Annotated in this window: 12 protein-coding genes; 6 read left to right on the forward strand and 6 right to left on the reverse strand. The window is 59.9% G+C overall.

Annotation, left to right across the window (positions count from 1 at the left end):
* Positions 1 to 19 precede the first annotated feature (19 nt).
* Positions 20 to 487 carry an Lrp/AsnC family transcriptional regulator gene (locus HPC62_RS20945; protein ID WP_172358362.1) on the reverse strand — a complete coding sequence of 156 codons (468 nt, stop codon included), beginning with the start codon at positions 485 to 487 and terminating at the stop codon, positions 20 to 22.
* Between the two features lie 243 nt (positions 488 to 730).
* On the opposite strand from HPC62_RS20945, the gene HPC62_RS20950 reads away from it, so the two are divergent.
* Positions 731 to 1,120: a hypothetical protein gene (locus HPC62_RS20950; RefSeq protein ID WP_172353200.1), complete on the forward strand. Its 390-nt coding sequence runs from the start codon at positions 731 to 733 to the stop codon at positions 1,118 to 1,120.
* Between the two features lie 19 nt (positions 1,121 to 1,139).
* On the opposite strand, the gene thiL is transcribed toward HPC62_RS20950, so the two are convergent.
* Positions 1,140 to 2,210: a thiamine-phosphate kinase gene (gene thiL, locus HPC62_RS20955; RefSeq protein ID WP_172358363.1), complete on the reverse strand. Its 1,071-nt coding sequence runs from the start codon at positions 2,208 to 2,210 to the stop codon at positions 1,140 to 1,142.
* 27 nt (positions 2,211 to 2,237) lie between these two features.
* On the opposite strand from thiL, the gene obgE reads away from it, so the two are divergent.
* Positions 2,238 to 3,248, forward strand: a complete 1,011-nt coding sequence (obgE, locus tag HPC62_RS20960; RefSeq protein WP_172358364.1) for a GTPase ObgE — start codon at positions 2,238 to 2,240, stop codon at positions 3,246 to 3,248.
* 20 nt (positions 3,249 to 3,268) lie between these two features.
* On the opposite strand, the gene HPC62_RS20965 is transcribed toward obgE, so the two are convergent.
* Positions 3,269 to 4,147 carry a class I SAM-dependent methyltransferase gene (locus HPC62_RS20965; RefSeq protein ID WP_172358365.1) on the reverse strand — a complete coding sequence of 293 codons (879 nt, stop codon included), beginning with the start codon at positions 4,145 to 4,147 and terminating at the stop codon, positions 3,269 to 3,271.
* A gap of 346 nt (positions 4,148 to 4,493) precedes the next feature.
* Between HPC62_RS20965 and HPC62_RS20970 the strand changes: the two genes are divergently transcribed.
* Complete coding sequence (locus HPC62_RS20970; protein ID WP_172358366.1) at positions 4,494 to 5,822, forward strand: FAD-dependent hydroxylase; 1,329 nt, start codon at positions 4,494 to 4,496, stop codon at positions 5,820 to 5,822.
* 75 nt (positions 5,823 to 5,897) lie between these two features.
* Positions 5,898 to 7,520, forward strand: a complete 1,623-nt coding sequence (locus HPC62_RS20975) for a cation:proton antiporter (RefSeq protein ID WP_172358367.1) — start codon at positions 5,898 to 5,900, stop codon at positions 7,518 to 7,520.
* Between the two features lie 11 nt (positions 7,521 to 7,531).
* Here the strand turns inward: HPC62_RS20975 and HPC62_RS20980 are convergent, their stop codons facing one another.
* Both HPC62_RS20980 and xylB read right to left on the reverse strand, forming a co-directional pair.
* Positions 7,532 to 8,065: a GNAT family N-acetyltransferase gene (locus tag HPC62_RS20980; protein ID WP_172358368.1), complete on the reverse strand. Its 534-nt coding sequence runs from the start codon at positions 8,063 to 8,065 to the stop codon at positions 7,532 to 7,534.
* Positions 8,066 to 8,158: 93 nt separating this feature from the next.
* Positions 8,159 to 9,637, reverse strand: coding sequence for a xylulokinase (xylB, locus tag HPC62_RS20985; RefSeq protein ID WP_172358369.1), 1,479 nt, complete (start codon positions 9,635 to 9,637; stop codon positions 8,159 to 8,161).
* A 385-nt stretch (positions 9,638 to 10,022) separates the two neighbouring features.
* Here xylB and HPC62_RS20990 point away from each other — a divergent pair, with 385 nt between their 5' ends.
* Both HPC62_RS20990 and prmC read left to right on the forward strand, forming a co-directional pair.
* The gene (locus HPC62_RS20990) at positions 10,023 to 10,820 is read left to right on the forward strand and encodes a Tic22 family protein (protein WP_172358370.1); all 798 of its coding nucleotides are present in this window, start codon (positions 10,023 to 10,025) and stop codon (positions 10,818 to 10,820) included.
* Positions 10,821 to 10,837: 17 nt separating this feature from the next.
* The gene (prmC, locus tag HPC62_RS20995; RefSeq protein ID WP_172358371.1) at positions 10,838 to 11,737 is read left to right on the forward strand and encodes a peptide chain release factor N(5)-glutamine methyltransferase; all 900 of its coding nucleotides are present in this window, start codon (positions 10,838 to 10,840) and stop codon (positions 11,735 to 11,737) included.
* 134 nt (positions 11,738 to 11,871) lie between these two features.
* Here the strand turns inward: prmC and HPC62_RS21000 are convergent, their stop codons facing one another.
* Positions 11,872 to 12,363, reverse strand: a complete 492-nt coding sequence (locus HPC62_RS21000) for a hypothetical protein (protein ID WP_172358372.1) — start codon at positions 12,361 to 12,363, stop codon at positions 11,872 to 11,874.
* Positions 12,364 to 12,638 lie beyond the last annotated feature (275 nt).

The following is a 12,638-nucleotide window of genomic DNA, read 5'->3' on the forward strand; positions in this document are numbered from 1 at the left end:
AGTTCATCAAGTAAAAGAGTCAGGGATGGCGGGGACCGTGATCGATGGTGCGGCGGGTGACGGGGGACGAGAGGACGATGAGCGTTGTCACCTGGCTATTGGTAAATCGGTCGATCAGGGATTCTAGATGGGCCACGGAGGCCACGGCAACCTTAGCAATGTAATCGTCGCTGCCCGTGACGCGGTGGCACTCCAGCACTTCGGGCATGGACTGGAGGCGATCGCTCAGGCGGGCAAACTCGCCCGGAAACGACTCGATTCGCATAAACGCGATGATGCTATAGCCCAGTTTAGACAAATCCAGTTCGACGCGATAGCCCGTAATGATGCCCAACTCCTCCATGCGGCGGATGCGATCGACCACCGCCGGAGCCGACAGCCCAACGCGCCGCCCCAGTTCGCTGTAGGACAGCCGCGCATCGTCTTGGAGCGATCGCAGCAGCGCCCAGCCTGTGTCATCTAGGAGCCTTTCTATTTCCAAGCTCATAGGGCAAAAACTGCTTCGTTTTTAAGTTTATTAAGCGGTTCCACCTTTGATTCAGGCTGTGCATTCCCAAATCCACCTTCTATTCTAGATATAGAAGGCATTCCACGGATGGATATTCCTAATTTGAGTAGGACTTACGCAGTTGGACAGTTTCTCGCGGGCTGCGCCCGCAAGAAATTGTCCAAAAACCGAGCTTATCGAAAGTGCATAAGTTCTGTTGAGTTCAGTTTGGAGGTTGAATTTATGAAATCGATCAATCTCTTTACGCCGATTGCTCATGGCTTTGAGGTTCTGTTCCGTGGGAAAACTCAGTCCGTGTCATCGCAACGCACGACGCAGCCATCCGATGACCTCGCTACTCAACTCACGTTGAGTCTGAAGCAGCTTGAACAGTTCAAAGCAGCCGCGACGACTCAGTTTACTCCCACGGCGGATTCCGCTCAGCGCCAGCGCAATGCATGGCAGGGATTTGTTCGTTGGTTGACCCAAGCGCCAGAACTGCGCGTCTGGCAGACCCGACATGCCAGCGGGCAGGTGGACTGGCACGCCTATGACCCAGAGCGCGATCGCCACTTTTCGACCGATTCTGAAGACGAAATGCGGCGCTGGATCGAGGCACGCTACGCAGGATAAAGAGAGCAGGGGCTGACCCCTAATCTCCAAAATGCTGAAACCCCTGGTCGAGACGGAGAGACTCATCGGGGGTTTCGCCCGTTTCGTCTCGCAAGATCACATCGTGGCCGGCAACAATGTCGCCGACAATGGCGGAACCCGGCAACTGAGCCTGGAGCGCTTGGGCGATCGCCCCCGGCAGGCACATCACCAGTTCAAAGTCTTCGCCGCCATACAGCGCCCAGGCGATCGCCTGCGGTTCTCCCACCCAGTCCACCAGCCCCACGGGGAGCGGAATCTGGCGGCGATGCAGCACCGCGCCCACGCCGCTGGCCCGGCAGATTTGCAGCACCGCGTCGGCGAGTCCATCGCTGCTGTCCATTGCAGTGAGCGGGGCAGTTGGGGGGTTGAAGCGCCCTTTCCCGTCAGTCTCCCCCTCTCCTGCGGCCCCGCAGGCCCGCAACAGCGGCATCACATCCAGCCGGGGCAAAGGACGCTGATGGGCGCGGATCAGGGCAGCGCGATCGCCCTCGGTGAGGCCCTCGCCTTGCTCAGGATGAATCAACAACTCCAGACCAGCGCGAGAGGCTCCGTGGGGGCCCGTGACCCAAATTACGTCGCCCGGTCGGGCCGTAGCGCGACGCAGGACATGGCCTGGGTCTACTTCGCCAAAGGCGGCGATCGCCACGGTAAACACGGGCGATCGGCAGAGATCCCCGCCGACAATCGGCGTGTTGAATTGGCTCAGACAGTCGGTCATGCCTTGATAAAGCTGCTCGATCCAGTCCACAGGCAGATCACCGGGCAGCCCCAGCCCCACGGTAATGCCCAACGGCGCAGCGCCCATCGCCGCCAGATCCGACAGGTTCGCCGCTACGGCCCGCCAGCCCGCATCCGCAGGCGACGTGGTGATCACGCCCGGCGAGGCCAGCCCGACGCTGAAGTGAACGCCATCCACTAGCAAATCTTCGGTGACGACGAGCGATCGCCCCGGCGAAACCGTCAGCAGGGCCGCGTCGTCGCCAACCATCCCCGCCGGGCAAAAGGTCTGAATGCGACGGAGCAGGCCCTGTTCGCCGAGGTGTTTGACTTGCAAGGATTCAGATACCATCAGAAAAGCGGATTGGCAAGAGTGGGAATGCAATTTATCGATCAGGCGGAAGTCGAAGTTGAGGCCGGAAAAGGCGGCGATGGGCTGGTGGCCTTTCACCGGGAGAAATACGTGCCTGCGGGCGGGCCGTCGGGCGGCAACGGCGGGCACGGCGGCTCGGTGATTTTAGAAGCAGCGACGGATTTGCAGACGCTGCTCGACTTTCGCTATGCCCGCAAGTTTAAGGCAGAAGACGGGCAGCGCGGCGGCCCGAAGAATATGACCGGGGCTTCGGGGAGCGATCGCCTGATTCGCGTCCCCTGCGGCACGATGGTTTACGATGCCGAAACCGGCGAACAGCTCGGCGATTTGGTGCAGCCCGGCCAGCGGCTTGTTGTCGCCAAGGGTGGCAAGGGCGGGCTGGGCAACAAGCATTTTCTCAATAACTTTAACCGCGCCCCAGAGAAGGCCCTGCCAGGGCTTCCGGGTGAACAGCGCCTCATTCGTCTGGAGCTAAAGCTGCTGGCAGAGGTGGGCATTATTGGTCTGCCCAATGCGGGCAAGTCTACGCTGATTTCGGCGCTGTCGGCGGCGCGACCCAAAATTGCCGACTATCCCTTCACAACGCTGGTGCCCAACCTGGGGGTCGTCCGCAAGCCCACGGGCGACGGCACAGTGTTTGCCGACATTCCAGGGCTGATCGAGGGAGCACACCTGGGCACAGGACTGGGGCACGACTTTTTGCGACACATCGAGCGGACGCGCGTGCTGCTGCACCTAATTGACGCGACACAAGACGACCCGATCGCCGCTTACCAGGTGATTCAGGACGAACTGGAAGCCTATGGCCGCGGCCTGCCCAATCGCCCGCAAATTTTGGCACTGAATAAGGTCGATGCGCTGGGGGGTGAGCGGAAACGGGCGGAGGCGATCGCCGCTGAACTGCACCGCCTCAGCGGTCTACCCGTGTTCCAGATTTCTGCGGTGGCCCGAGTGGGTCTGGAGGCGCTGCTTCAGGAAGTCTGGCGCGTGCTAGATAGCGTAGAGGTGGAAGTTTAACCTGGCTCTCAGCCGACCCATCACGCCTTCTTTCGCACGGCGACCTGGTGTGACTGGTGCAATAGCTCAAGCTGACTCTTGAAGGTGGCGAGAAAGGCATCGATCGCCTCTTTGGTGCCGTAGCCCGTTAGCCCAAAGTCGTAGTCGTCGAAGATGAGGATGCCGCCGGGTTTGAGGACGAGCCAGCTTAGCAGGCCGTCGGTCATCACGTCGGGCGCGTGGTGAGAGCCATCGACATAGATAAAGTCGAAAGAATCCAGGGGGAGCGATCGCACGACATCCTTGGATACCCCGACTCGCTTGGTCACTTTCTCGGCAGCCCCAGTGCGGGCAATGTTCGCATCAAACCGGGCTTCGATGCCCTCGGTGTCGTGATCCAGCGACAGATTTTCGGAACTGCCCGCAAAGGTATCGACGCAGGTCAGCCGCGCCGTGGGATGGGTCAGCACATTTTCCAGCAGCCAACAGGCCGATCGCCCCTCCCAACTGCCAATCTCCAGCGCATTTAGGTTTTCCCGCCCCGCCAATGCCTGAAGCTGTTCCTGCCAGAGCCAGACGTTGCGGCTAAACCAGTCCTGAGTAAACTCATAGCCCTTGGCTTGAACGTCATCCTGGTATGCAATCCGCTGCAATTCGGCGCGGGCTGGGGCCAGGTCAGGACAGAGTTCGAGCGCCTGCTGAAAGTAGCCAATGGCGCGATCGCGCTCCCCCATATTCAGATACGACACGCCGATGTTGTAGAGCAGCCGCGCCTTCTGAAACGCGCTCAGGTCTGGCGCAGCGTCGAGCGCCTGCTGAAAATAGGACAGCGATTGGGCAAAGTCGCCCTGGCGATAGAGCGTGTTGCCCAGGTCTACGTAGGCTTTGATCAGGCGTTCGGTGGGGCTGAGTGGCTGCATAGTGAGCTAGAGCGTTGAATTGAGAGCGTCTTTAAGCGTCTATCTTTAAGCGTCTTATTTGAGCGTATAGGGTTGAGGTCGGCGTGGCGCGTGAGGCTTTGTAAGGGTTTTGTAATTTCGGCATCCGCAAAGCTCTTATTTTACTGGGAAGACTCCTTGCATTTCTCACCATTTCCATCCCCTCCGTCGAGGTCGTAGCGGGGTGAAAGTTTGGAGAACGCTGGGTCTGCCCATGCGATTTCGGTTCGCTGGCTTGAAAGGAAGCGGGCGATCGCGTCACAATAGAATTAGTTAAATTACTTAACACTTTTAATTTCCCTTATTCATCTGCCTTTTGCGCTCCGACATGGTTTTAGATTCGCGTTCTTTGGTTGACCACGCTGGCTCGGTTTTAGAAATTTCAAATCAGCAGAGCGTTTCCCAACCCTCTCCGGTAGACAGTTTTACCCATCGGCTGGATTATGACGTGGCGATCGCCGGAGGGGGCATCGTCGGGCTAACTCTGGCCTGCGCGTTGAAACATTCCGGGCTGCGGGTGGCGGTGATTGAGGCGAAGCCCATCGAGGCGGGCTTTTCCTGGCGGCGAGCCTACGCGCTAACCCTGATGACGGGGCGCATTCTTGCAGGGCTGGGGCTATGGGACAAAATTCTGCCGCAAATTGCCACCTTTCGCCAGATCCGGCTGGCAGACGAAGACTCGCCCGCCGTGGTGACGCTCCAGCCCCAAGACCTAGGCACAGCGGAACTAGGCTATGTGGGCGAACATCACGTCTTGCTGCGATCGCTCTACGAAGCCCTAGACAACACGCCCAACCTCACTTGGCACTGCCCCGCAACGCTGGTGGCGGTGGACTATAAATCCGATCACGTCACTCTGCATTTGGAGCAGGAGAGCGAACGGCGGCAATTCACCACGCAACTGCTAGTGGCGGCGGACGGAGCGCGATCGCCCCTGCGAGAATCGGCGGGCATCGGCACCCACGGCTGGCAATACTGGCAGTCCTGTGTGACGGCGGTGATTCGCCCCGAAAAAGACCACGGCAACGTAGCCCGCGAACACTTCTGGACGAGTGGTCCCTTTGCCACGCTGCCGCTGCCCGACAACCGCTGCCAGATCGTGCTGACGGCTCCCCATGAAGAAGCCAGGGCGCTGCTAGAGACAGAAGAATCGGCATTTCTGGTAGAGCTAGAGCGACGCTATGGCGGGCAGTTGGGGCGGCTGGAACTGGTGGGCGATCGCGCGTTGTTCCCGGTGCGGCTGATGCAGAGCGATCGCTACGTGCAGCCCCGGCTGGCGCTGGTGGGCGACGCGGCACACTGTTGCCATCCCGTCGGCGGTCAGGGGCTGAATCTGGGCATTCGGGATGCAGCGGCGCTGGCAGAGGTGCTAACCCAGGCACACGCCACAGGCAAAGACTTGGGCACCTTGCCCGTGCTGAAGCGCTACGAGCGCTGGCGAAAGCTAGAGAACTTAACAATTCTGGGCTTTACCGACCTGCTGGATCGCACCTTCTCCAACCGCTGGCGTCCGCTGGTGATGGCGCGACGGCTGGCGCTGCGGCTGATGGCCGGGCTGTGGCCGCTGCGGTTTCTGGCACTGCGGCTGATGACGGGGCTGGGCGGGCGATCGCCCCAACTCGCCCAACACCCTGGAAAACCCCAACTAGAGCGTTAGTGAGGCCTGTAGTACCGGGCTTTCAGAGAAAAGACGCTACACTAAACTGCATTTGTCGGTTCATGTGTTTGCGCTATGGAATCCCTAATTGAACCTGTCTCGATTGAAGAAAACTTAAAGCAGTTTTTGCTGGTGATCTCGGCGGCGCTGATTATCGCCGTACTGCCGCAGAGTATCCCCTGGATGCGGAAGCTGCCCTACACCGTGCTGCTGGTGATCGCGGGCATGGGGCTAGCGCTGCTGGATATTCATTTCTTTTCGCCATCGCCAGAGCTAATTCTGTGGATCTTCCTGCCGCCGCTGCTGTTTGAGGCAGCGTGGAACATTCGATGGCGCGAACTCCGCCGCAACCTGGTTCCCATCGCGCTCTATGCCACGCTGGGCGTAGTGGTGACGATCCTGGGCATTGCGTTTGCGCTGGCGCAGTGGGCCGATTTTCTCTGGCCGGTGGCACTGCTGACGGGCGCGTGTCTATCGGCGACCGACCCAGTGGCAGTCAGCACGCTGCTACGCGAACTGGGCGCACCCTCGCGGCTCAAGGTGCTGGTAGAAGGCGAGAGCATGTTCAACGACGGCACGGCCGTGGTCGCCTTTAGCCTGCTGCTGGGGCTGGCGACGGGCACAGAAACCTTCGATCTGCAAAACCTGATTGTGGAATTTGCCTCGGTCGTAGGCATTGGCGTGGGCGTGGGGCTGCTGGTGGGCTTTGGCATTTCGCTAATCACCAAACAATTTGACCTGCCGCTAGTAGAGCAGTCCTTGACGCTGGTGGGAGCCTACGCCGCCTATCTGATTGGCGAAAACCTGGGCGGATCGGGCGTGATCGGCACCGTCACCGTCGGGCTGATCATGGGCAACTTTGGGTCGCGGGTGGGCATGAACCCCCGGACGCGGGTGGTGGTCAGCGAGTTTTGGGAATTTATCGCCTTTTTCTTTAATTCCATCCTGTTTTTCCTGATTGGCGACCAATTGCTGATCGACTCGGTGTGGTCGGGCTTGGCGGGCATTGCCGTGGCGATCGCCGCTGTTTTGGTGACTCGCGTCGTGGCGATCGCCCTGCTCACGGCCATCAGCAACCGCATCACCACTGTCGATATCGGCTGGAACCTCCAGACCATGCTGTGCTGGAGCGGGCTGCGGGGTGGCGTTGCGCTGGCGCTGGCCCTCAGCGTGCCCGAAACCGTGCCCCAGCGAGATGCCCTAATCGCGGTGGTGTTTGGCACGGTGTTTTTCACCATCCTGGTGCAGGGCATCACGGTCAAGCCGCTGTTGCAGGCGCTCGACCTGATCCAGGCAAACCCAATCCAGCAGCAGTATCTAGAACTCATCTCGCGGGAAACCGCTCTGCAAAAAGTGCTGGACTATATGCAGCAGCCAGGCACTCGCGCAGGCATCGACCCCGCTGCGTTTCGCGCCGAACAGTCCACCATCGAAGCAGAATTGCACAAGTTGCAGCAGCAGAGCCAGTCCCTTTGTCAGCAAAACCCATCCCTGGCTGAGTTGGGCATCGAAACCCTGCGGAAAGAACTGCTGGCTGTAGAGTCCAACGCCTACTACGAGCTGGTGCAACTGGGCCGGCTGAGCCAAGAGCCGCCCGCGCTGCTGGAATCAATCATTAACGACGAGGAAAATCCTCACACTCCAGAACCAGCCGCCAAGCCAGAAATCGCCCCCATCGCCGCCACCAAAGAAAGCTAACCCCTGAACCCTCAACCCCAGGGACCCGGTGGCTGCTCCGGCAGCTCTTCGGAATGTACCTGCTGGTCATACAGTTTGAACCCGCGAGACTGGTAGTTTTTCAGCGCGTAGGGGCCATCCAGGCTGCATGTATGCACCCACACCCGCTTTGCCCCCATGTTCCAGGCTTGCTGCGTGCCCACGGTCAGCAAGTGTCCACCCAGCCCTTGCCCCATGAACTGCCCCAATAGCCCAAAGTAGGCAATTTCCACATTCTCATCGGGCTGCGCCTCCAGTTCTACATAGCCTGCTGGCGTACCCGACACATAGGCTACCCAGGTTTGCACCTGCGGGCGATCGAGATAGCGCAACCACTGCTCATAGCTCCAAGACAACCGCTGGAGCCAATACCAGTCGCCCCCGACTGCCGTATAGAGAAAGCGGCTAAACTCTGGCGACGGAACCTCGGCCTGCATGACCACTAGATCGGCACGGCTGGATAGGGTGGGGCGCAGCCACTCTGGGCTGAGCATTTCCAGATACCAGGTGGTGACGGGGGTGAGCATGGGAGAGGATTGGGTTGTGGATGGGCAGGGGGAAAAGTAAAGCGGGCAGAGCGTGCGTCCTGAATCCCTGCCTTCTGTCTCCTGACCCTTCTTTCAAAGCTGCGATCGCACTGCCGGATAAAGTTGAGCAAAGCGCTGATGGGCGGTTTCTAGGGCAGGGGAAGGGGAGTTAGGAATGGTGATCTGCGGGGCGGGGGCAATTTGCGTCGCGCTCCCTCCAGGAATCGCCTGCTTCTCTTTCCAGGGTTCTCCTATTTGTCTATCTTGCCCGATTCCCAGCCGCGCCAGCAGAGCGGCTCCTTTGGCCGAGGCCGATTGGGTTTCGACGCTGTGTAGCGGACGCTGAAGCACATCGGCCAAAAGTTGTCGCCACTGGGGATGCAGGCTGCCGCCGCCCGCCAGATACAGGGTATCGGGATTTGCCCCGGTTGCCTGGAGTGCCGCAAAGCCCTGAGCAATAGCAAAGGCAACGCCCTCTAGCGTGGCGCGGGCCAGGTGGGCGCGGGTGTGGTGCAGCCCCAGCCCAATCCAGGCCCCGGTGGGGGTGGGATCCAGGTGGGGGGTGCGTTCTCCGGTGAGGTAGGGCAAGCACACCAGCCCGTCGCAGCCCGGTTCCACGGTAAACGCCTGGTCGTAGAGGTCGGCCCAGCTTAGGCCCAGCAGTTGCCGCACCCACTCTAGCGCCAGCCCCGCATTTTGCATGGCGGCGAGGGTATACCACTGATTCGGGAGGGCCGCATGAAACAGGTGGGTGCAGCCGTGCGGGTCGAGGGTGGGGCGATCGCCCACCAGCGTAATTTGTGCACCCGTGCCGACAGTGAGCTGGCAATCTCCAGCCGTAGTTAGTCCGCTCCCCAGCAGCGCGGCGGCAGTATCGGCGGCTCCGGCCACTACGGGCAGATCGGCAGGCAACCCTAGATGCTCGGCGGCGCTGCGGGTCAGGGTTCCGGCGATCGCCCTCGAAGCCACAATTGGCGGCAGCCAGTCGGTTCGCAGGTGCAGGGCCTCCAGCAGGGCGATCGCCCAGGTTCCCGCTGCCACATCCGCCATCAGCGTACCCGAAGCGTCCGAGGGTTCCGTCGCCGCCTGTCCCGTTAGCCGCAGCCGCAGCCAGTCTTTGGGTTGCAGCGCCCAACGGGCCATCCGATATACCTCCGGTTCTCCCTGCCGCAGCCACAGCAGGCTCGGCCCCGCCATGCCCACGGTCAGCGGGTTGGCCAGCGGCCGCAGCGCCTCAGTTCCCAGCGCCCGATAGTGTTCTAGCTCATAGTGCGATCGCCCATCGGCCCAGAGAATCGCCGACCGCAGCGGGTTTCCCGCCCCATCACACACCACCACGCCATGCATTTGCCCCGACAGCCCGATGGCTTGCACCTGCGCAGCATAGGACTGAACCACCTTCCGAACGGCGATCGCCCCTGCGTTCCACCAGTCCTGCGGGTCGCTTTCGGCCCAGCCCGGATGGGGCGCATTCACCGGATACGGATGGGAAGCTTCAGCGATGACGGTTCCATCAGCGCTCATCAGCAGCGCTTTTAGGGAACTGGTGCCGAGGTCAATTCCAAGAAACATTGGGAAAAGGAAAAGGGAAAAAGGAAAAAGGAAAAATAAACAAGGGGCTAGATAAGCAGGAAATGTGAGGGTGAGTGACTGACTTCAACCGTTTAACCCCACTCCACCCCGCCAATCACCCTGTCTCCTCAGATCTGCCTCTTAAAGATCTGCCTCTTGAAGAATAGACGTGCCTCTTAGCGGCGGAACTTGCCTTTGGCACAAGCAGTCTGCTAACTCGACCCACTTGCCTGTAGAATGAATCCAACTTTCGGCGCTGGTGGTGCCAGGGAAAAAATCTCTGACGAGCGGCGTTGCTGCAACCGTCTAAACTTTCCCCCGATGACCCAAACAAGCCCCAAATCAACGTCCGTTTGGGCCTGTAATTAAGGAGTATTAAGTCGTTATGAGGTCACTATTTCAACGGAGTGCGGCGATCGCAGTAGCAAGCGGCATCGCGTTGACTGGTCTATTAGCGGGTGGGCTGCGCGTCTTGGCGTTGACCACCGAGCAAGTCATGGAACGTCTCCGCCCCATCCCTGTGTTTGCAGTTACCGATGCCGATGGCACCCCGCTCGTTGCCACAACTGGGGAAGGAGATAACGCCACCCCCGTCGCAGGGGTCTTCATCAGCCGTCAAGACGCGCAGCAGTTTGTCGAGGGACTGAAATCTCGCAATCCCCAGCTTGGCAACTCGGTGCAAGTGACAACCGTTTCGCTGGCGGAAATTTTTGAACTGGCGGTGCGCCAGCAAAACGACGATGATGCCCTGCGGTTCTACTTCGTGCCCATGCGTCAGCAGGTCGAGTCGGCCCGCACGGTACTCCAGCAAAATCGGCAAAATCCTGAGAATTTCGAGGGTGTTCCGCTGTTTTTCCTGGAATCGACCCAGGAGGGCGGTGGCTATCTCACCATTCAGCAGGGGAACCAGCGGGTGATTCCGATTTTCTTTACGCAGCAAGACTTGCAGGCAATGGTGACCCGGATTACCCAACAAGAGCCGAGTTTGGCAGGTCGGACGCGGGTTCAAGTGACCAGTTTGGAAACGCTGATCCAGATTTTCCAAAGCAGCGATGATCCTGATTTGAATCAGGTGGTGCTGGTGCCGCCTCGCGAGACGCTGGAGTATATCCGGACGTTGCAGCCCAATGGCGGCACAGCACCAGCCGGGGGCGGTCGCAATAGCGGCGGCAGAACCCGCTAGTCCCTGCTGTTGAAGCTGTGGTGAAGGAAACGGTAGCGGGCGATCGCCTCTGGCAGTGGCGACAATTGGCGCGTCAGGCGGCGATCGCCCATCAGGTCAGTCCAGCAGAGGTCGATTGGCTACTGCAACAGGGGGCCGACGTGGAGCCGCTGCTGCTGAAGCTGGGTCCACCGTTTCCACCAGAAATTTCGCTCAGCCGTTCCTTGGCTGACCTGACCCGGCTTTGGCAGGCGCGGCTGCGTGACCGAGTGCCCGTGCAATATCTGGTCGGTCGAGTTCCCTGGCGAGAGTTTGACCTGGCTGTGTCGCCAGCGGTTCTGATTCCCCGTCCAGAGACAGAACTGCTGATCGACCTGGCAAACTCAGCGGCCTTGCAATATGGCTGGCCGGTTCAGGAAGTCAGCCGTTGGGCCGACCTGGGAACGGGCAGCGGGGCGATCGCCCTTGGGCTGGCCTCGGTCTTTCCGCTGGCTACGGTTCACGCGGTTGACTGGAGTGAACCCGCCCTGGCGATCGCCCGACAAAATGCTGATGCTGCTGGCTTGGGCGATCGCATCCAGTTTCACCAAGGCTCCTGGTTCGAGCCGCTAGCCTTCCTTGCCGGACAGCTACAGGGCATCGTCTCAAACCCGCCCTACATTCCCACCAGTGATTTAACCCACCTAGACCCAGAGGTAGCTCGCCACGAACCCCACGCCGCGCTCGACGGCGGCCCCGACGGGCTAGACTGCATTCGCCACATTGTCCACACGGCCCCCCACTACCTGAAACCGGGCGGACTCTTGCTGCTGGAAATGATGGCCGGTCAGGCCCCAGCCGTCGCCCAACTCCTCAGCAACACGGGGCAATACGCCACGGTTCAGATTCATCCCGACCTGGCCGGAATCGAGCGATTTGCCGTCAGCGTGAGAAGGTGATAGGCAATAGGGACTTGAAGGAAGAGGGAAAAAGGAAGAACGAAAATAGAAAAGCGAAAACCTGCTCTTCCCTCTTTCCCTTCTTCGCTCTTCCCTCTTTTCGTTCTTCGTTCTTCCCTCTTCGTTCTTCCCTCTCACTTTCCCCACAGCGTCGTGTCCATCCGCGCCCGCAACTCTTCGGGAAACTCGCCCGTATGCACCTGTTCCCGCAGCGCCTCTGGATCACCCCAGGACACCAGTTCCAGATACGTGCGGGCTGCGCCCAGCGGATTGCCGTCTAGGTCAAAGAGTTCCAGCCAGCCGTCATCGCCATCGGTCGTCGTCACCACGGCATACACCGCGCCGTTGGGTGCGCCCTCCATCGGCACTTGAGAAACAGACACCGAACCCCAGTCGTGCTGCATCACGTGTTCATCGTAAAAATCGTAGGCAGCCTGGACACTGGCGGGCAGGGGAGGCGTGCTTGCAATGCCGATGCCACCGATCGCATTCTGACGCAGCGGCATTTCCTCAGTCGCATCTTCTCCGCTTTGATAGGCGGCGTATTTGGCTTGCCAAAAGGTTTTGAGTAGGCTGGCACACTGCTGCTGCACGGGCGTTGGGTCTGGGCTGAGCGGATTATCCATATTAGGAGAATTTATTGGGAGAATTACCTTGGGAGAATTACGCAGTGGTGAGGTGAGCGATAGTGGTGAGCAGGGTTTCGGTGGGTAGCGTACCGCAGTCGAGGCGCGGCACAACGGGGAAATTTGGCATTGAACCGTTGCCTTAACCCTTTGCAATCCGTAGAATAGCGCGAGTTTCAGATTAGCTAAAATCCCCTGTGTTTTCTAAGTAGATAGACCAGATTAAAAAACAGATCCTGAACCCTGCGCCGCCCGCGCAGCGGGCGGCACAGGGT

Source organism: Thermoleptolyngbya sichuanensis A183 (genome assembly GCF_013177315.1).
Classification (GTDB): Bacteria; Cyanobacteriota; Cyanobacteriia; order Elainellales; family Elainellaceae; genus Thermoleptolyngbya; species Thermoleptolyngbya sichuanensis.